15 protein-coding genes are annotated in these 18,744 nt (G+C 73.0%); 3 read left to right on the top strand and 12 right to left on the bottom strand.

Translation table 11 applies throughout. From position 1 onward, the window contains the following. Positions 1–208 precede the first annotated feature (208 nt). The gene (locus ABII15_RS23510; protein WP_353944267.1) at positions 209–715 is read right to left on the bottom strand and encodes a DUF3017 domain-containing protein; all 507 of its coding nucleotides are present in this window, start codon (positions 713–715) and stop codon (positions 209–211) included. Continuing rightward, complete coding sequence (locus tag ABII15_RS23505) at positions 705–1,568, bottom strand: bifunctional methylenetetrahydrofolate dehydrogenase/methenyltetrahydrofolate cyclohydrolase (protein WP_353944266.1); 864 nt, start codon at positions 1,566–1,568, stop codon at positions 705–707. The genes ABII15_RS23510 and ABII15_RS23505 overlap by 11 nt, the downstream gene beginning before the upstream one ends. Before the next feature lie 216 nt (positions 1,569–1,784). On the opposite strand from ABII15_RS23505, the gene ABII15_RS23500 reads away from it, so the two are divergent. Continuing rightward, entirely contained in the window at positions 1,785–2,507 is a 723-nt protein-coding gene (locus ABII15_RS23500; RefSeq protein ID WP_353944265.1) for an RDD family protein, read from the top strand. 71 nt (positions 2,508–2,578) lie between these two features. Here the strand turns inward: ABII15_RS23500 and purH are convergent, their stop codons facing one another. Both purH and purN read right to left on the bottom strand, forming a co-directional pair. After that, positions 2,579–4,141: a bifunctional phosphoribosylaminoimidazolecarboxamide formyltransferase/IMP cyclohydrolase gene (gene purH / locus ABII15_RS23495; RefSeq protein WP_353944264.1), complete on the bottom strand. Its 1,563-nt coding sequence runs from the start codon at positions 4,139–4,141 to the stop codon at positions 2,579–2,581. Then, on the bottom strand, positions 4,138–4,758 hold the full coding sequence (gene purN, locus ABII15_RS23490; RefSeq protein WP_353944263.1) for a phosphoribosylglycinamide formyltransferase: 621 nt from the start codon (positions 4,756–4,758) through the stop codon (positions 4,138–4,140). The genes purH and purN overlap by 4 nt, the downstream gene beginning before the upstream one ends. Positions 4,759–5,025: 267 nt before the next feature. On the opposite strand from purN, the gene ABII15_RS23485 reads away from it, so the two are divergent. Then, positions 5,026–5,787: a hypothetical protein gene (locus ABII15_RS23485; protein ID WP_353944262.1), complete on the top strand. Its 762-nt coding sequence runs from the start codon at positions 5,026–5,028 to the stop codon at positions 5,785–5,787. 183 nt (positions 5,788–5,970) lie between these two features. On the opposite strand, the gene ABII15_RS23480 is transcribed toward ABII15_RS23485, so the two are convergent. Next, positions 5,971–7,527, bottom strand: coding sequence for a DUF6350 family protein (locus ABII15_RS23480; protein WP_353947165.1), 1,557 nt, complete (start codon positions 7,525–7,527; stop codon positions 5,971–5,973). 122 nt (positions 7,528–7,649) lie between these two features. Between ABII15_RS23480 and ABII15_RS23475 the strand changes: the two genes are divergently transcribed. Then, positions 7,650–8,855: a sigma factor-like helix-turn-helix DNA-binding protein gene (locus ABII15_RS23475; protein ID WP_353944261.1), complete on the top strand. Its 1,206-nt coding sequence runs from the start codon at positions 7,650–7,652 to the stop codon at positions 8,853–8,855. Between the two features lie 62 nt (positions 8,856–8,917). On the opposite strand, the gene sucD is transcribed toward ABII15_RS23475, so the two are convergent. The 7 genes from sucD to ABII15_RS23440 all read right to left on the bottom strand — a co-directional run bounded on the left by sucD (position 8,918) and on the right by ABII15_RS23440 (position 18,613). After that, complete coding sequence (sucD, locus tag ABII15_RS23470; protein WP_018528463.1) at positions 8,918–9,799, bottom strand: succinate--CoA ligase subunit alpha; 882 nt, start codon at positions 9,797–9,799, stop codon at positions 8,918–8,920. Between the two features lie 21 nt (positions 9,800–9,820). Continuing rightward, the gene (sucC, locus tag ABII15_RS23465) at positions 9,821–10,999 is read right to left on the bottom strand and encodes an ADP-forming succinate--CoA ligase subunit beta (RefSeq protein ID WP_353944260.1); all 1,179 of its coding nucleotides are present in this window, start codon (positions 10,997–10,999) and stop codon (positions 9,821–9,823) included. A 673-nt stretch (positions 11,000–11,672) separates the two neighbouring features. Beyond that, a complete protein-coding gene (locus tag ABII15_RS23460) occupies positions 11,673–12,755 on the bottom strand; it encodes a hypothetical protein (protein WP_353944259.1) in 1,083 nt (360 codons plus the stop codon). A 95-nt stretch (positions 12,756–12,850) separates the two neighbouring features. After that, positions 12,851–13,771 carry a hypothetical protein gene (locus ABII15_RS23455; protein ID WP_353944258.1) on the bottom strand — a complete coding sequence of 307 codons (921 nt, stop codon included), beginning with the start codon at positions 13,769–13,771 and terminating at the stop codon, positions 12,851–12,853. Between the two features lie 72 nt (positions 13,772–13,843). After that, positions 13,844–15,025, bottom strand: coding sequence for a VWA domain-containing protein (locus ABII15_RS23450; RefSeq protein WP_353944257.1), 1,182 nt, complete (start codon positions 15,023–15,025; stop codon positions 13,844–13,846). A gap of 205 nt (positions 15,026–15,230) precedes the next feature. Beyond that, a complete protein-coding gene (locus ABII15_RS23445; protein WP_353944256.1) occupies positions 15,231–17,495 on the bottom strand; it encodes a DUF5682 family protein in 2,265 nt (754 codons plus the stop codon). Then, entirely contained in the window at positions 17,492–18,613 is a 1,122-nt protein-coding gene (locus ABII15_RS23440) for an AAA family ATPase (RefSeq protein ID WP_353944255.1), read from the bottom strand. Before ABII15_RS23440 ends, ABII15_RS23445 begins: the two co-directional genes overlap by 4 nt. Between the last annotated feature and the right edge of the window lie 131 nt (positions 18,614–18,744).

The following is an 18,744-nucleotide window of genomic DNA, read 5'->3' as shown; positions in this document are numbered from 1 at the left end:
GGACGGGGGCGCACGGAGGCGTTCGACACCATTCGACACCAGGGCGTGCCCCCTCGCACACCACCGGACCCGCGACGCCCACACTTCTCCGGGAGGGTCCCGAATGCCCAGAGTAGGCGCGTTGTCATGGCACGTACGACAGATCCCGGAAGTTAACCGGACATCCCCACACAAGGAGGACGGGACTCCGCCACGGGAGTCCCGTCCGTCACCGCACCGTGAAGTGCAGGGTGTCCTGGAGGAAGGGGATCCGCAGCCACGGATCGGGCTGCGCCATCATCGCGAGCAGCACGATGACCAGGCCGAGAAGCCCGTACGTGACCATGTCCGTGAAGCGGGAGCGCACGGCGAGCATGCCGACGCCGGGCAGCGCCCAGCGCAGCACTGCCCCGCCGATCAGGGCCAGGCCCACCAGCATGGTGCCGATCCGGAACACGTCGAACGCGGTGAGCAGCAGGCCGAGCCCGGTCACCGAGAGGACGGAGATCAGCGGCCACTGGCGGGCGGGCGCCGGGGCGTCACCGGGGGCGGCCCGGCCGCCGCCCTCGGGGCGCGCGGTGTCGCGGGTCCACAAGGGGAACCGGCGCGTCCCGCGCCGCCTGCCGCCGCCCTCGGGGGCCGCCTCGGGGGCGCTCTCGGAGGCCGCCCCGGACGGGTCCTGGGCGGCGTCGCGCGAGCCGTTCACCGGCGTGCCCCCGGAGGCCTCAGCGGACACCGTCGGCGTTCCGTTCCGCTGCCTCCACCACGTTCACGAGCAGCTGGGCACGGGTCATCGGGCCGACGCCGCCCGGGTTCGGGGAGATCCAGCCGGCGACCTCGGCGACACCGGGGTGGACGTCGCCGACGATCTTGCCGCTCGCGTCGCGCGAGACACCGACGTCGAGCACGGCGGCGCCCGGCTTGACGTCCTCGGGCCTGATCAGGTGCGGGACACCGGCCGCGGCCACGATGATGTCGGCGCGCTTGAGGTGGGAGGCGAGGTCACGGGTGCCGGTGTGGCACTGGGTGACGGTCGCGTTCTCCGACTTGCGGGTGAGCAGCAGCGGCATCGGGCGGCCGATGGTGACACCGCGGCCGACGACCACGACCTCCGCGCCCTTGATCTCGACGCCGTGCCTGCGCAGCAGCGTGATGATGCCGAAGGGGGTACAGGGCAGCGGCGCCGGCTCGTTGAGCACCAGCCGCCCCAGGTTCATGGGGTGCAGGCCGTCGGCGTCCTTGTCGGGGTCCATCAGTTCGAGGATGCGGTTCTCGTCGATGCCCTTGGGGAGCGGCAGCTGGACGATGTAACCGGTGCAGGCCGGGTCCTCGTTCAGCTCGCGGACGACGGCCTCGATCTCCTCCTGCGTGGCCGTGGCGGGCAGTTCACGCTGGATGGAGGCGATGCCGACCTGCGCGCAGTCGCGGTGCTTGCCCGCGACGTACTTCTGGCTGCCGGGATCCTCGCCGACGAGGACGGTGCCGAGACCGGGCGTGACCCCCTTCTCCTTCAGGGCCGCCACGCGGGCGGTCAGATCGGACTTGATCGCGGCTGCGGTGGCCTTGCCATCGAGAATCTGGGCGGTCATGGCATCCATTCTTTCAGGGCGGGCCTGAATCACCCAAGTTGCACTTGCACAACAGCACCGGCCGCCCGCTGGACAACACGGTGGCCGGTTCACGACCATGATCTCTGCAGTGCCGCGGATCAGCGGCAAGGGGGACTGCCGCTCACGCGACCGCCACACGTGGCGATCCTCCGCAGGTCCGCGACGTCCCCGATTCCGTCCACGGAGGATCCCGCCATGAGTTTCGGCGAACCCAACAACCCCTATGGCCAGCAGCCCCCGCAGGGCGGCAACCCGTACGGCCAGCAGCCCCCGCAGGGCCAGCCCGGCTACGGCTACCCGCAGCAGGCGCCGCAGGGCGTCCCGCAGCAGGGCTACGGCTACCCGCAGCAGCCCGGCGCCTACCCCCAGCACCCCCAGCAGGGCGGGATGCCGCCGTACCCGCAGGGCGGCATGCAGCCCGGCATGCCGCCGATCGCCGGCATGGGCCGCCGGCTCGGCGCCCGCGCGATCGACGGTGTCCTGTACTCGATCATCTACTTCGTGCTGATCGGCCCGATGTTCGTGGACAGCGTCAAGTCCGCCACGGACTGCGACCCGGCGTCGAGCACGTACGACTCCTGCGTCAACAACGCGAGCTCGGACATGATCGGCAAGATCATTCCGATCGCGCTCGGCCTGCTGGCCGTGACGTTGGTGTACGAGGTCCTGATGATCTCCTTCGTGGGCGCCACGCTCGGCAAGCTCGCCGTCGGCATCCGCGTGCTGCGCCTGGAGAACGGGCAGAAGCCCGGCCTCGGCAAGGGACTGCTGCGCTGGCTCATTCCGTACGCCGGCTACATCGCCTGCGGCATCGGCATGCTCCTGGTGTACCTGTCGCCGTTCTTCGACAACTCCGGCCGCCAGCAGGGCTGGCACGACAAGGCGGCGGGCACCATCGCCGTCAAGGTCAAGGGCTGACCCGCACACGACGAGGGCCCGCCGGTCGGTGACCGGCGGGCCCTCGCCCGTACCGCTGAGGTCCGCGGGGATCAGTGGAAGAAGTGGCGCGTCCCCGTGAAGTACATCGTCACGCCCGCCTTCTTGGCGGCCTCGACGACCAGCTCGTCACGGATCGAACCGCCCGGCTGCACGATCGCCTTCACGCCGGCGTCGATGAGGATCTGCGGCCCGTCGGGGAACGGGAAGAACGCGTCCGAGGCGGCGTACGAGCCGCGCGCCCGCTCCTCGCCGGCCCGCTCGACGGCGAGCTTGCAGGAGTCGACGCGGTTGACCTGGCCCATGCCGACGCCGACCGAGGCGCCGTCCTTGGCGAGCAGGATGGCGTTGGACTTCACGGCCCGGCACGCCTTCCAGGCGAACGCCAGCTCGTCCAGCTCGCCCTGGGACAGCGCGTCGCCGGTGGCGAGGGTCCAGGTCGCCGGGTCGTCGCCGTCGGCCTGGAGGCGGTCGGTGACCTGGAGCAGCGCGCCGCCGTCGATCTGCTTGGTCTCCACGGGCGCGGACGGGCCGTTGGGGGCGCGCAGCACGCGGATGTTCTTCTTCTTGGTGAGGGCTTCGAGCGCGCCGTCCTCGTAGTCGGGCGCGACGATGACCTCGGTGAAGATGTCGGCGACCTGCTCCGCCATCTCCTTGGTGACCGGCCGGTTCACGGCGATGACGCCGCCGTACGCGGAGACCGGGTCACACGCGTGAGCCTTGCGGTGCGCCTCGGCGACGTTCGAGGAGACGGCGATGCCGCACGGGTTGGCGTGCTTGATGATCGCGACGCAGGGGTCCTCGTGGTCGTACGCGGCACGGCGCGCGGCGTCCGTGTCCGTGAAGTTGTTGTACGACATCTCCTTGCCGTGCAGCTGCTCCGCCTCGGCGAGGCCGCCGGTGCCGTCGACGTAGAGGGCCGCGCCCTGGTGCGGGTTCTCGCCGTAGCGCAGGACGTTCTTGCGCGTGTACGTGGCGCCCAGGAAGTCGGGGTGGCCGGAGTCGTCGGCCGCCGCGTAGTCGGCGGCGAACCAGGAGGCGACGGCCACGTCGTACGCGGCGGTGTGCTGGAACGCCTCGGCGGCCAGCCGCTTGCGGGCGGTCAGGTCGAACCCGCCGTCCCCGACGGCCTTCAGCACGTCGCCGTACGCGGCCGGGTTCACGACGACCGCGACCGACGGGTGGTTCTTGGCGGCGGCGCGCACCATGGACGGGCCGCCGATGTCGATCTGCTCCACGCACTCGTCGGGCGTCGCGCCGGAGGCGACGGTCTCCTTGAACGGGTACAGGTTCACGATCACGAGGTCGAACGGCTTCACCCCGAGGTCGGCGAGCTGCTTCTGGTGGTCCTCCAGGCGCAGGTCGGCGAGGATGCCCGCGTGCACCTTCGGGTGCAGGGTCTTCACGCGCCCGTCGAGGCACTCCGGGAACCCGGTGAGCTCCTCGACCTTGGTGACCGGCACCCCGGCGGAGGCGATCTTCCCGGCGGTGGAGCCCGTCGACACGAGCTCGACGCCCGCCTCGTGGAGCCCGCGCGCCAGCTCCTCCAGACCGGTCTTGTCGTAGACGCTGACCAGCGCCCGGCGGATGGGCCGCTTGTTGCTCTCGGCGGTCACGGGATAACTACCTTTCGTCCCTCAATGCTGAAGCCGTTACGGGCCAGACGCCCCACGACATCGACGAGCAGCGTGCGCTCGACTTCCTTGATGCGCTCGTGCAGAGCGCTCTCGTCGTCCTCATCACGGATCTCGACCACGCCCTGAGCGATGATCGGGCCGGTGTCGACGCCGTCGTCGACGAAGTGGACGGTGCATCCGGTGACCTTGGCGCCGTACGCGAGGGCGTCGCGCACGCCGTGCGCACCGGGAAAACTGGGCAGCAGGGCCGGGTGCGTGTTCACGCACCGGCCGCCGAAGCGGGCCAGGAACTCCTTGCCCACGATCTTCATGAAGCCCGCGGAGACCACCAGGTCCGGCTCGTACGCGGCGGTCGCCTCGGCCAGCGCCCGGTCCCAGTCCTCGCGCGAGGCGTGGTCCTTGACCCGGCAGACGAAGGTGGGGAGACCGGCGCGCTCGGCACGCTCCAGACCCGCGATGTCCTCGCGGTCGGCCCCGACGGCGACGATCTCGGCGCCGAAGGACTCCACTCCCTGCGCCGCGACGGCATCGAGCAGTGCCTGCAGATTCGTACCTGATCCGGAGACCAGCACGACGAGGCGCTTGGCCTTGGCCACGGCGGGGCCCTTTCTGGGAGAACATCCTGCGGTGTCTTTGTACGGTCGTACGAAGGCTTCGACGTCCCCGATACGGGGAACCCTACGAAGCGGCCGACCGCCAGCAACGATACCGGCACGCCCGGCGGCCCCCACGGGACGGGGGCAGGAGCTACAGGTAGCGTCAGCGGCACGGAACGCTGAGCGGCCATGGGACGTTGACGTAAAGAACGAACCAAGCGATCGAGAACAGACCTGGCCATCGACCTAGGGGAAGACGCACACCTGATGCCGGACCGAAGCCTTCGCCACACGCTGCCCGCCGGCGCCGTCCTGCTGCGCGAAGGCCGACCCACGCCGCCGTCGCCGTCGAAGGATTCCCCTTCCCAGGAGACGGACGAGCCCAAGGCCGACAATCCGTTCGCGCCGCCGCCCGAGGACGCCCCGGACCGCCCGTGGCAGCCGCGCCGCCCGGAGAGCTCCGACGCCCCCGAGGGCGGTGGCGGTGACCGCTCGCCCTGGGGCAGCCAGTGGAGCGACCGCCAGCCGGGCCGCGCCCAGGGCGGCCGCTTCGGTGACCGCCCCGGTTCGGGAGGCGGCCAGGGCGGACCCGAGGGACAGGGGCCCGGACCCGGCGGCGGCATGCGCTGGGACCCGACGGACCCCGCCCAGCGCCGCGCGCGGTACGCCCTGCTGTCCGGCATGTGGGGCTTCTTCTTCGCCCTGTTCAACTGGCCGTACGTGGCGCTGCTGCTCGGCGCGCTCGCCCTGTACTGGGGCATCAGCTCGCTGCGCGCCAAGCCGCGCACCCCGGACCCGGACAAGCCGACCCCGGCAGTGCCCGACAACACCCGGCCGCAGACGACGGCCGCGGTCAGCGGCCTGGTCACGGGCGGGCTCGCGCTGGCCCTCGTGGCGTCGCTCTTCACGGTCCGGATGGTCTACAGCGACTTCTACGAGTGCCGTTCGGACGCCCTGACGAACCAGGCGCAGAAGTCCTGCGACGACCTCCTGCCCAAGCAGCTCCGCCCGCTCCTCGGCTCCGACTAGGGCCTGTCCGGCGGATCAGGTCGCGTTCGGGTGGCCCGCGCTGTTCTGTGCTGGTGAGCGGGGTCTGGTGCGTGCAGCTGCAAGGCGGAGGAGGGCGTCAACGCGGAGCGTTGGCAACCGACGACAACGCCGCAGATGGGCGTGCCAGACCCCGCGCCCGCGACAAGATCCGCCGGACAGGCCCTAGGGCCTGTCCGCCGGGTCAGACCCGTCCGCCCGGCCTGGCTCGTTCGCCGGGTCGGGGGGCGGTGGTCCCGCCGGGGGTTCCGTGGCGGCGGCCGGAGCGGGGGCCGACGCGTCCCGCAGGAAGGTCCAGCGCTCGCCCCGGGACGCCTCGTCGAAGTACTCGCCGCGGGACGCCTCGTCGAAGTAGTAGTCGAACGGCTCGAACCCGGCGTCGGCACCGGCATCGGGGACGGCGACGGGCGTCCGGGCCGGGGCCTCTTCCTTCTCGCGGCGGCGCCGGGTCCGCAGGGCCGTCGCCCAGGCCGACACCCGGGGCCCGACCACCGCGTCCCGGCCTCGCCACCAGCGCACGGTCAGCGCCACCGGCATCCCCACCGCCACGACCCAGCCCGCCGCGGCCGCCCCGGTCAGCCAGCCCACCGGGCCGAACGCGGAGAGCGCCGCCACCCCGAGCGCCCCGCCCGACGCCACCGCCAGGCACGCCATCGCCACTCCGCACAGCCCGGCCGCCACCGCCACCGCGCCGAGGACCCGGCCGCGCGTCCACCCGGCCGCCTCACCGGCCCCGGTGACGAACCAGGCCACGGTCGCCGCCGCCGTCACCGGCACCAGCGCCACGGCCCAGGTGAGCGGCGTCCCTGGCCCGTCCGGCACCGCCGCGAGCAGCGGGAAGGCGGGCAGCAGCGCGCTGCCGGAGCTGCCCAGCGGCCCCGCCGTCTGCCCGGCGCCGAGCACCACTCCCGGGCCGAGCGCGTACGCCGCGCCCCAGAGCACGGCGTTCGGGACCAGCGCGACGCAGAGCAGCAGCACGGCGAACCGTCCCGACCACGCCCCCGTCACCCGGACGAACGACTCCCGCACATCTCCCCCGTGCCACACCAGCCCCACGGCCATCACCAGCGCGCCGCCCGCGACGAGCACCAGGAGCCCCGCGGCGGCGGCCCGCGCCGCGACCGGCAGCACCTCCGCCACGAAGACCCGCGGCAGTACGTCCGCGGTGCGCCGCAGCGGGCCGGGCAACGGGCCGTGCGGCCGTCCGTGGGCGGTCCACACCCCGGTCCCGGCCGCGACCGTCGCGACCAGCGCCAGATGCGCCCCGCAGCTCACCCAGGAGGGCCGCATCTCGCCGCCCCCGGCATAGGCGGCGGCAGCGGCTCCGACCAGCAGATATCCGAGGACGGCACCGCCCCAGACCCCGGCCGCCCGGGTGTCCTCGGCGGCGTCACGGGCGGCCCGGTGCACCAGCCACGCCGGCAGGACGAGCAGCAGCAGGGGCGTGAGCCCCATCGGGGCGGGCGTCCCGGACAGCGTGTCCGTGCGGACGATCTCGGCGCCGTGGGCGATCAGCCAGAGCGCGGCGGCGGTGTGCAGGGCGGCGCCGGGTCCGCTGTCCGGGTACGGCGAGCTGATCCACAGCACCATCACCACAACGGCGCACACCCCGAGCCCGAGCCCGGCCGCCACGGCCCCGCCGAGGGCCCCGGCGGCCGGGCCCGGCGCCCGTTCCCGCGCCCGGTTCAGGAGCAGGGGCAACGACAGTCCACGGCCGGTCATCTGGGTCACCGGCCCATGCTCCCAACGACACGCGCTTTCACCCCGTAACAGGCGAACTGCGGATGTGTCGCTGAAGATACGCTTATGTACTTTTTCGCGCGAAAGGGTGTGTGGAGTTCCCCATGACGCAGAGCCCTGCGACACCACTGCCGACGCCCACCGAGCGCCGCAGGCTTCGCGTGGCGAGGTCGTTGACACAGACTCAGATCGCCGAGCGCATCGGCGTGACCCGCGAGACCGTCCGCTCCTGGGAGACCGGCCGCACGGCCCCGAGGGGCCGCAAGCGGGAGGCGTACGCCCGGCTGCTGGCCGAGCTGGGACGGGCGGAGGCCGGGAAGGCCGGTGCGGCGAGCGCTGACGCCCGTACGGAAGCGGACTCGCGTACGAAGGCTGACGCGCGGGCCTCAGGATCCGCGACGGCCGCCGAGGCCGCCCCGGTCGCCGTACGGGAGGCCTCCCCGGAACCGGCCGACGGGGGGTCCGGCAAGGAATCCGGTAAGGGATCCGGTGACGGGGCCACCCAGGGGCGGCCGCGCAGTGCCAGCGAGGCGTTCGACGCCCTCTACGCGCACAGCGCCCCGCACCTCGTCCGCCAGACCTACCTGCTCACCGGCCGCCGCACGCTGGCCCGCGAGTCCGTCGAGCGGGCGTTCCAGCTGGCCTGGCAGCGCTGGCCGGAGGTGGCGGTCGACCCGGATCCGGTGAGCTGGGTGCGGGCGGCCGCGTACGAGTACGCGATGTCGCCGTGGCACCGGCTGCGCCCGGCGCACCGCCAGCCCGACGCGCCGCCCGCCGACGCCGACGACCGCAAGCTCATGGACGTGCTCCAGAGCCTGCCGCCCGCCTACCGCCGCACCCTGCTGCTCTACGACGGCGTGGGCCTCGACCTGCCGGAGACCGCGGCCGAGACGGAGGCCAGCACCCCGGCCGCCGCCAACCGCATCCTGCACGCCCGCGAGGCCGTCGCCGAACAGCTGCCCGACCTCGCCGTGCCCGAGCAGCTGCACCGGCGGCTGACCGAGCTGGCGGGCGCGGAGAAGCTGGACGCGCCGGGGTCGACGCTGGTGCGTGGCGCCGGTGAGAAGCGGGTCCGGTTCTGGACCAGGACCGCGATCGCCGTCACCGCCCTGATCGTCGGCATGACCGTGCTGACGCTGCGGGTGGCGCCCACGCACTACGACCCGACGCCCGCGCCCGGGGCGCCCATCAGCGGGGTGCCGCCGCTGACCGGGCCCGGCCACCTCACCGACGAGGACATCGCGCTGCGCGAGGCGCTGAGGAAGCGGCTGGGCGGCGGCCCCGAGCGGCTGGCGCCCTTCGCCGAGTAGGGCACGCGAAGAGGCCCGCACCGTGCTCGGTGCGGGCCTCTTCGGCGTCGTACGGGGACTGCTTAGCTGAGCAGCTCGCGCGCCAGCTTGGCGGTCTCGGTCGGCGTCTTGCCGACCTTGACGCCGGCGGCCTCCAGGGCCTCCTTCTTCGCCTGGGCGGTGCCCGACGAACCGGAGACGATGGCGCCCGCGTGGCCCATGGTCTTGCCCTCGGGGGCGGTGAAGCCCGCGACGTAGCCGACGACCGGCTTGGTGACGTTGGCCTTGATGAAGTCGGCCGCGCGCTCCTCGGCGTCGCCGCCGATCTCACCGATCATGACGATCAGGTCGGTCTCGGGGTCGGCCTCGAACGCGGCGAGCGCGTCGATGTGCGTGGTGCCGATGACCGGGTCGCCACCGATGCCGACGGCCGACGAGAAGCCGATGTCACGGAGCTCGTACATCATCTGGTACGTCAGCGTGCCGGACTTCGAGACCAGGCCGATGCGGCCCGGCTTCGTGATGTCGCCCGGGATGATGCCGGCGTTCGACTGGCCCGGGGTGATGAGACCGGGGCAGTTCGGGCCGATGATGCGGGTCTTGTCGCCCTTGGACTTCGCGTACGCGTAGAACGCGGCGGAGTCGTGGACGGCGATGCCCTCGGTGATCACCACGGCGAGCGGGATCTCGGCGTCGATGGCCTCGACCACGGCGGCCTTGGAGAAGGCCGGCGGGACGAAGAGCACGGACACGTTGGCGCCCGTCTTCTCGATCGCCTCGGCGACCGAGCCGAAGACCGGGATGTCCGTGCCGTCGAAGTCGACGGAGGTGCCGGCCTTGCGCGGGTTCACGCCGCCGACGATGTTGGTGCCGTCGGCCAGCATGAGCTTGGTGTGCTTCATGCCCGTGGCACCGGTCATGCCCTGGACGATGACCTTGGAGTCCTTGTTGAGGAAAATAGCCATGGCTGTTTAGTCCCTCGTCCCTTACTTCGCAGCCGCGAGCTCGGCGGCCTTGTCGGCCGCGCCGTCCATGGTGTCCACGCGCTGCACCAGCGGGTGGTTGGCGTCGGAGAGGATCTTGCGACCCAGCTCGGCGTTGTTGCCGTCGAGGCGGACGACGAGGGGCTTCTCGACCTTCTCGCCCTTCTCCTCCAGGAGCGCCAGCGCCTGGACGATGCCGTTGGCGACCTCGTCGCAGGCGGTGATGCCACCGAAGACGTTGACGAACACGGACTTGACGTCCGGGTCGCCGAGGATGATCTCCAGGCCGTTCGCCATGACGGCGGCGGAGGCGCCACCGCCGATGTCGAGGAAGTTGGCCGGCTTCACGCCGCCGTGGTTCTCACCGGCGTACGCGACGACGTCCAGGGTCGACATGACCAGACCGGCGCCGTTGCCGATGATGCCGACCTCGCCGTCGAGCTTGACGTAGTTGAGGCCCTTCTCCTTGGCAGCGGCCTCGAGCGGGTTGGCCGCCGCCTTGTCCTGGAGAGCCTCGTGGTCGGGGTGACGGAACTCGGCGTTCTCGTCGAGCGACACCTTGCCGTCCAGGGCGATGACGTCGCCGGAGGCGACCTTCGCCAGCGGGTTGACCTCGACCAGGAGGGCGTCCTCCTCGACGAACGTCTTCCACAGCGTCTGGAGGATGTCGGCGACCTTGTCGGCCACCTCGGCCGGGAACTTCGCGTCCTCGACGATCTTGCGGGCGACCTCGGGGGTCACGCCCTCGTTGGCGTCGATCGGCGTCTTGGCGACGGCCTCCGGACGGGTGGCCGCCACCTCCTCGATCTCCATGCCGCCCTCGACGGACGCGATGGAGAGGAAGGTGCGGTTGGTGCGGTCCAGGAGGAAGGAGACGTAGTACTCCTCCACGATCTCCGGAGCCGTCTCGGCCATCATCACCTTGTGGACCGTGTGGCCCTTGATGTCCATGCCGAGAATGTTCGTCGCGTGCGCGACTGCCTCGTCGGGGGTGGCGGCGAGCTTGACGCCACCGGCCTTGCCGCGGCCACCGACCTTCACCTGCGCCTTGACGACGGACTTGCCGCCCAGCCGCTCGGTCGCCTCGCGGGCTGCCTCAGGCGTGTCGATGACTTCACCGGCCAGCACCGGTACACCGTGCTTGGCGAAGAGGTCCCTCGCCTGGTACTCGAACAGGTCCACGCGCGTCCGTCCCTATCAGTGATCTCGCGGTTCGATTTCTGCGTGGGCGTGCCGCGAGGGGCAACGTGACTCCGCTGTCACACGTGACAAGCGCTGTCGCTTGCTGTCACTAGGGAGGCGTACACGGTGACCGGGTACGCGGCATGTCCGTCTCGCAGGTTATCGCCGCTCAGCGATGCCTTCTAAATCGCAGATCACACCTGAGCGGTGATACCGGTCACAGAGCGCGTCTTTTGTGCCGCTGTTCGTCGCGCCGTCGCGCTGCCTTCGGGCTGTCTTCGGGCTGTCTTCGGACGGGTGACGCGTGGCCGTGGGGCCGTCGTGAGGCAGGCGTCGGGCCGTCGTCGGGAGGGGGCGGGTGGTCGCCGAGGGTGCTGGCCGGTCGCCGGGAGTGCCGGGTGGTCGCCGAGGGCGCTGGGTGGTCGCCGGGCGGGCGTCCGCAGCCTCACCGTGCGGGGGTACACACGGTGAGGCCACCCGATGGGCCCGGTGGTGCGCGGTGGGCCCGCGGCGGGCGTCCCGTCCCCACGGGACACCCGCCTTCACGCCGGTTGCGGATCCGGCCGGGCCGATGGATTTCGGCCGTCCGGGTCCTGTGTGGCGTCGGTCTCTGGAGATCGCCTCGGGATCTCTCCGGATCTCTTGCCCGGAATCCGGGAAATACCGCTGTCGATCAGATGCCGGTCACATAGCCGGGGGCCGCGGACTCCGCGACGCCGTGCGCTCCGGTGACCGCGTTGCCCGCGAGCGGCCGGGCACCGGCGGCGACCGTGCCCGTGACGTCCTGCGCGAACGGGGCGACCTGCCCGGTGACCCCGGCGGCCAGCGGCGCGACACCGTCGCCGACGACGCCGTGCGCGAACGGGGTCACGTCGCCCGTCACGCCCCGCGCCAGCCCGTGCCCGCTGGTGGCGACACCGCCGACGACGGGCTCCACGTGGTCGGCGACGGTCCGCACGAGCGGCTGGACGGCTCCGACGACACCGCCCGCGAACGGCCGCACGTCGTCCCCGACGACCGCCTGCGCGAACGGGGCGACCTCACCGGTGACGCCCTGGGCGAACGGCGTCACGTCGTCCCCGACCAGCGTGGTCGCGAACGGCGCGACGTCACCCACGACCGCGTCGTCCGCGAGCACCGTCACATCTCCGACGGCCCGGCCCGCGACGGGCAGCACCCCGTGGACGGCGGTGGCAGCGACGGGCGGCAGGACGGCTTCGGCGGTCTCGTCGACCACGGGGGCCGCGGCCGTCCCCACGTGCTGCTGGAGCTCGGGGGCGAAGGCGGAGAGCGGGCCGAAGAGGTAGTCGACCTCGTCCGTGGCCCGGTAGGCGGCCCGGGTGGGCTCGGCGGCCGTTGCCCTGGCGGCCTCGGTGACGGCGTCGGTGTCGGCCGTGCGGGCGGCGGCCTTCGCCGCGGTACCGGTGGCTGCCTTGGTGGCCGCCTCGGTGGTGGACCTGGCCGTGGTCTCGGCCGTGTTCTTGGCCGTGGACTTGGCCGCGGTCTTGGCCGTGGACTTGGCCGTGGACTTGGCCGCGGTCTTGGCCGTGGACTCGGCGTGGGTGACCGTGTCATCGGCCTTCTGCGTCACGTGCGATGCCGTGTCGCGCACGCCGGCGACGGTGTCGGCGGCCGTGTCCGGCACCGAGAGCGAGTGGGCGGGCAGTTCGTCGGCGCTGGCCACGGCGGAGCCGAGCGCCCAGGCGCCCGAGACGCCGGCGGCTATGACGAGGGAGCGGCGGATGTTCTTGTTCATGCGTACGTGATTCCTTCGGGTTCCGGTGGTTTCCGGGTGTCGGGCAGACCTGTTCCGCCCCCGCGCGGCAGGTCGCGAGCGGGGAGAGGGCTGCCCTAGCCGGGGAACGAAGGAATCTCGCGGAGCCGGTCCAGCACCGGCGAGGCGTCACCGGACGCGGTGGCGCCGGGTGTCAGCAGAACGGGGACGCGGCTGCCGAACGCCGCCGCGTGCAGATCACCGTGGCGCGTCGAACCGCCGTCACCCAGCGACGCGTTCGCCATCGGCGCGTTGTCGGGGCCGGGCGGTACGGAGGGCGCGGCGGGCCGCGCCCCGGTGTGCCGCGCACCGGCGTCCGGCTGCCCGGCGCCCGTCACGGCGTCGCCGCCGAACCGCGCGAGGTCGCACACCGTGGTCCCGGTGGACCGCTGTGCCGTCGGATGCTGCGCCGCCTCCCGCACCACGGGCGCGGGCACGGTCGTGGGCCGCGGGTCGGCGGCACCGGCGGACGGCGCCTTCGGTACGGCCCCGGCGCCCGGCAGCCCGGGCACCCTCGGCAACGGCCTCGACACCTCACCGGCCAACTCCTCGACCGGCTCGACCACATGACGCAGCGTGGCGCGGACGGTGGCACGGACCGCGGTGCGGGCCGTGCCGGTGAGCGGCGTCCGGGGAGTACGGGCCTCGGCGCGCTCGGCGACCGCGTCCGCGGCGTCCCGAACGCGGTGCACCACAGCTCCGGTGCCGCGCTCGGACACCTTCACCGCCTGCCGCACCGGCTTCTGTGCGGGCTCCTCTACGGGCTTCTCTACGGGCTTCTGCGCAGCCGCCGGCAGACGCGGCTCGGCGGAGAGGCCAGCGGCCGAAACGATGTCGGCGGACGGCTCCGACGCGTCGGACGCCTGGGCCCGGCCGCCGCACAGCAGCCCCAGAACGATCAACCCGCCGACCAGCAGCGCCAGTTGCAGCGCGCGCCGACCGCCCGCCGCGCGCAGCAGGCGCACGGCGGGGGCGACGGAGACGGCGGGAGAGGTCACGGTCCGCCGATCCTCGCACGGGACGCGGGAGGCCGCGCAAGCCCTGTGGGCACCCTTGCTACCGATGGGTACTCATATCCGGTTCGTGAGCGCTCCCCCGGTATCCGCCGCCGCGTCCGGTATCGGCAGGGGCCGCTTCTCGATGGCCGCGGCCATGATGTCGGGGAAGAGGTCGGGGGTGCAGGCGAAGGCCGGGGCGCCGAGGGCGGCGAGGGCCGCGGCGTGCTCACGGTCGTAGGCGGGCGCGCCCTCGTCGGAGAGCGCGAGCAGCGTCACGAACTGGACGCCGGACGCCTTCATCGCCGCGACCCGCTTCAGCATCTCGTCGCGGATGCCGCCTTCGTAGAGGTCGGAGATGAGCACGACGACCGTCTCGGCGGGGCGGCTGATCTGCGACTGGCAGTACGCGAGCGCCCTGTTGATGTCGGTGCCGCCGCCGAGCTGGGTGCCGAACAGCACGTCGACCGGGTCGTCGAGCTGGTCGGTGAGGTCGACCACGGCCGTGTCGAAGACGACGAGCCGGGTCGAGATCGAGTGCATGGAGGCGAGAACGGCGCCGAAGACCGAGGCGTAGACGACGGAGGCCGCCATCGAACCCGACTGGTCGATGCAGAGGATGACGTCCTTCTTCACCGACTGCGCGGCCCGGCCGTAGCCGATGAGCCGCTCGGGCACGATCGTGCGGTACTCGGGCAGGTAGTGCTTGAGGTTGGCCGCGATGGTGCGGTTCCAGTCGATGTCGTGGTGGCGTGGCCGGCTGATGCGGGCGCTGCGGTCGAGGGCGCCGGTGAGGGTGGCGCGGGTGCGCGTCGCGAGCTTCTTCTCCAGGTCCTCGACGACCTTGCGGACGACGGCCCGTGCCGTCTCCTTGGTGGTCTCCGGCATCGCCTTGTTCAGGGAGAGGAGCGTGCCGACGAGGTGCACGTCCGCGTCGACGGCCTCCAGCATCTCCGGTTCGAGGAGCAGCGTGGACAGGCCCAGGCGGTCGATGGCGTCGCGCTGCATCACCTGGACCACGGAGGACGGGAAGTAGGTGCGGATGTCTCCCAGCCAGCGGGCTACGGAGGGCGCCGAGGCGCCGAGCCCCGCGCTTCGGCTGCCGCCGGTGGAGCGGTCCTTTCCTTGCGCCGAGCCGTACAGCGCGGCCAGGGCGCCGTCCATCGCGGCGTCCTTTCCTTCGAGCGCGCGGCCGGTGCCGTCGGCGCTGTCGCCGCCGAGCACCAGGCGCCAGCGCCGCAGCCGCTCTTCCGTCATGTCGCCGCCTCCGCTTGGTTGTCGGTACGCCTTCTCGTCTGCCGGGCCCCGCTCGTCACGCGCGTGCACGAGGTGACGGGTTGCGCGCGCGGTTCCCCGCGCCCCCGAGGCATGCGCTGACGCGCAGCCTCCCCTGGGCGAGCGGAGCTCGCTTCAGGAGCACGGGGAACTGCGCGAGAAGCCCCACCGGGCGCTGGCCGGACCGTCATCCGTCACCACCTCCGGCCGATGCCCCCACCCCGAGGAGCAGCCGGACGACGGGGATCACGGCGTCGGCGCGGGCCGGGTCGAGTTCGGCGGCGAATCCCGGAGGGAGCCCGCCGCCGGTGGACGCCGAACCCGGGCCGCCCGGCCCACGCCGCACCAGCTCCCCCAAAGACCTGCGCACTCCGGGCTCGTACGCCGAGAACGTGCGCCGCAGCAACGGCAGCACATCGGTGAACGCGTCGCCGGACACCCCGGTGAGCCACCCGTCCACCAGCGCGAGCAGCCGCTCGTCGTGCACGAGGAGCAGCCCGCCGCCGGAACCGCCCCCGACGAACCCCTCGATCCAGGCGGCGGCCTCGGCGGGCGGTGTGCCCGGGGACAGGGCGAGGCCCATGAGGCGTGCGGTGTCGTCGTCGGTCAGCTCGCCCTCGTCGAGCAGAATGCGCGCGCACCGGCCACGAATCACCCCGGCCACGCTGTCGCGCCCGGCGAGGGTGCGCAGCACGGCCCGCCAGCGGTCGCGCAGTCCGGCGTCCTCCAGCAGGGCGACGGCCCCGTGCACCCCGTCGACATGGCCGCGCAGTTCGGCGGCGGCGTCGGCGTCGAGGCCCGCGCACGCCGGGGGCAGTCCGACGAAGACCCGCTCGGCGAGCCCGGCCGCGACCCCGGCGAGCGCGGCGGTGTCGGTGCCGCGCACATCGCCGTAGCGCAGCGCGCGGACCAGGGCGGGCAGGGCCTGGGCGAGGTGGCCGACGTCCGCGTCCAGGGCGGCGCGGTCGGCCAGCACCCGCATGACCGTGGGCAGCGCGTCCGCGAGGCCGGCGAGCAGACAGTGCTCGGCGAGCGCGGTGACGTCGGCGAGCGCGGACGCGCCGATGGCGTCGGCCTCCGCCTTGGCGGTCGCGGCGGCCAGCACGGTCGTGCCCCACACCCCGGCCTCGGCGACCCGCACCGACAGCTCCGGCTCCCAGCGCAGCCGCCAGCTCTCGCGGAAGGTGCCGGTGGAGCCGCGCGCAAACCGTGCCGGTTCGCCCCAGGCGATGCCGAGCAGCCGCAGCCGGTGCAGCAGCCGGCTGCGGGCGGCGTCGGTGTCACCGCGCAGATCGAGGTCGAGCTCCTTCTCCAGCGCGGCCGGCTTCAGGCGCAGGGAGCGCTGCTGCTTGGTGAGGTCGCGCTGCAGCGGCACCGCGGGCGCGCTCTGCGGCACCTCGCCGAGGTCGTCACCGACCACCAGCCGGTCGTGGATCAGCGCCAGCGGGACGTCGGAGCCCTCGCAGAGCACGGCCCGTACGGCGTCGATGGTCTCGGTCAGTCCCGCGAGCGGCCTGCCCCGCATCGCCGCGAGGGTCTCGGCGAGCCGGACGGCCTCGATGACATGGGCGGACGACACGATGCGGTCCTCGGCGCGGAGCAGCCCGGCGACCTTGGTCAGCCATCGCTCCACGGGCCGGTCGGGGGCGCCGAACAGATGCCCGTACCACCCCGGTGACTCGATCCCCGCGCCGTAGCCACTGGCGCGCGCGAGGCGGCGGTGGGTCCAGGGCACCCACGTCATGTCGACCTTCGCCTTCGGCAGCCCCTTGAGCAGCGCCCGGTCGGCGGCGACGGTCGTCTTCTCGCTCAGCGCGGGCACGTGCCAGGCCCCGCACACCACGGCGACCTCGTGCCCGGACCCGAACTCGCGCCGCGCGGCCCGTATCTGGAGCCTCATGTGCGCCTCACGCACCAGGTCGCGGCGGTGGCCGCCGTCCCCGTACGACTCCCGCAGCGCGCCCATCGCCTCGCCCAGCGCGGCGAACGCGTCGCCCTCCCGGTGCTCGACGACGTCCTCCCACCAGCGCTCCGCGTCGTCGTACCCGGCGGTCTCGGCGAGGACACCCAGGGGGTCGAGGCGCACGGAGTCCTCGTCCCGCTCCTCGTCGTCCGGTGTCTCACCGTCGCGCAGCGCCAGGCTGTGCGCGGCCGGCAGGTCGATGAAGCGGACCGGCGCCCCGTGCTCCAGGGCCCAGCGGATCGCGACCCACTCGGGCGAGAACTCGGCGAACGGCCAGAACGCCGACTTCCCCGGCTCGTCCACGACATGGGCGAGGAGCGCGACCGGCGGCCGCATGTCCGGCTCGGCGGCGAGCGGCACCAGGGCGTCCGCCTCCGGCGGTCCCTCGATGAGGACGGCCGCCGGGCCCGCCTCGTCCAGCGCGCGCCGCACGGCACGCGCCGAGCCCGGCCCGTGGTGCCGCACGCCGAGCAGCAGCGGGCCCGTCATGCGCTCACCTCGCGGCAGGCCCGGTAGAAGTCCTTCCACCCGTCCCGCTCGCGCACCACGGCCTCCAGGTACTCCTGCCAGACCACCCGGTCCGCGGCCGGGTCGCGGACCACGGCGCCGAGGATCCCGGCGGCGATGTCGGAGGGGCGCAGCACGCCGTCCCCGAAGTGCGCGGACAGGGCCAGGCCGCTGGTGACCACGGAGATCGCCTCCGCCGTCGACAGGGTGCCGCTCGGCGACTTGACCTTCGTACGCCCGTCGGAGGTCACGCCGTCGCGCAGCTCGCGGAAGACGGTGACGACGCGCCGGATCTCGTCCATGCCGTCGGGCGTGGTCGGCAACTCAAGGGACCGGCCCACCTGTTCGACCCGGCGGGAGACGATGTCGACCTCCGCCTCCACGCTCGCGGGCAGCGGCAGCACCACCGTGTTGAACCGGCGGCGCAGCGCGCTCGACAGGTCATTGACCCCACGGTCCCGGTCGTTGGCCGTCGCGATCAGGTTGAAGCCGCGGACGGCCTGCACCTCCTGTCCCAGCTCCGGTATGGGCAGGGTCTTCTCGGACAGGATCGTGATCAGCGTGTCCTGCACGTCGGCGGGGATGCGGGTCAGCTCCTCGACCCGCGCCGTCATCCCCTCCGCCATCGCCCGCATGACCGGGCTGGGCACCAGGGCGTCCCGGCTCGGGCCGTGCGCCAGGAGCTGTGCGTAGTTCCACCCGTAGCGGATCGCCTCCTCCGGGGTGCCGGCCGTGCCCTGCACCAGCAGGGTCGAGTCGCCGCTCACGGCCGCGGCGAGGTGCTCGGACACCCAGGTCTTCGCGGTCCCCGGGACGCCGAGCAGCAGCAGCGCCCGGTCGGTCGCCAGGGTCGTCACGGCCACCTCGACGATGCGCCGCGGCCCCACGTACTTCGGTGAGATCACCGTGCCGTCCGGCAGCGTGCCGCCCAGCAGATAGGTGGCGACGGCCCACGGCGACATCCGCCAGCGGGCCGGCCGCGGCCGGTCGTCCTGCGCGGCCAGCGCGGCGAGCTCGTGCGCGAAGGCGTGCTCGGCGTGCGGCCGCAGCGCCTGGTCCCCGGTGTCGGACCCGGCCTGCTCCTCGACAGAAACGGTCATGGCTGTCCCCCTCCAACTCGCGTCCAACGCGCGTCGCATCACTTCGAATCGCCCAGCTCGAACCAGCACGACAGGACGGTCCGACCGCCCTCGCCGCGCGTTGGATTCCACGGTGCACCACGCCACTGACA

Origin of the sequence: Streptomyces sp. HUAS MG91, assembly GCF_040529335.1 — a bacterium.
Taxonomy (GTDB): domain Bacteria; phylum Actinomycetota; class Actinomycetes; order Streptomycetales; family Streptomycetaceae; genus Streptomyces; species Streptomyces tabacisoli.
This window is presented reverse-complemented; position numbering and strand designations above follow the sequence as displayed.

What these genes read in the sequence shown, in the direction of transcription:
- ABII15_RS23505 (WP_353944266.1), bottom strand. Translation starts at nt 1,568, where the DNA reads ATGACCGCCCAGATTCTCGATGGCAAGGCCACCGCAGCCGCGATCAAG.
- ABII15_RS23500 (WP_353944265.1), top strand. Translation starts at nt 1,785, where the DNA reads ATGAGTTTCGGCGAACCCAACAACCCCTATGGCCAGCAGCCCCCGCAG.
- ABII15_RS23485 (WP_353944262.1), top strand. Translation starts at nt 5,026, where the DNA reads ATGCCGGACCGAAGCCTTCGCCACACGCTGCCCGCCGGCGCCGTCCTG.
- ABII15_RS23480 (WP_353947165.1), bottom strand. Translation starts at nt 7,527, where the DNA reads ATGACCGGCCGTGGACTGTCGTTGCCCCTGCTCCTGAACCGGGCGCGG.
- ABII15_RS23475 (WP_353944261.1), top strand. Translation starts at nt 7,650, where the DNA reads ATGACGCAGAGCCCTGCGACACCACTGCCGACGCCCACCGAGCGCCGC.
- sucD (WP_018528463.1), bottom strand. Translation starts at nt 9,799, where the DNA reads ATGGCTATTTTCCTCAACAAGGACTCCAAGGTCATCGTCCAGGGCATG.
- ABII15_RS23460 (WP_353944259.1), bottom strand. Translation starts at nt 12,755, where the DNA reads ATGAACAAGAACATCCGCCGCTCCCTCGTCATAGCCGCCGGCGTCTCG.
- ABII15_RS23450 (WP_353944257.1), bottom strand. Translation starts at nt 15,025, where the DNA reads ATGACGGAAGAGCGGCTGCGGCGCTGGCGCCTGGTGCTCGGCGGCGAC.
- ABII15_RS23445 (WP_353944256.1), bottom strand. Translation starts at nt 17,495, where the DNA reads ATGACGGGCCCGCTGCTGCTCGGCGTGCGGCACCACGGGCCGGGCTCG.
- ABII15_RS23440 (WP_353944255.1), bottom strand. Translation starts at nt 18,613, where the DNA reads ATGACCGTTTCTGTCGAGGAGCAGGCCGGGTCCGACACCGGGGACCAG.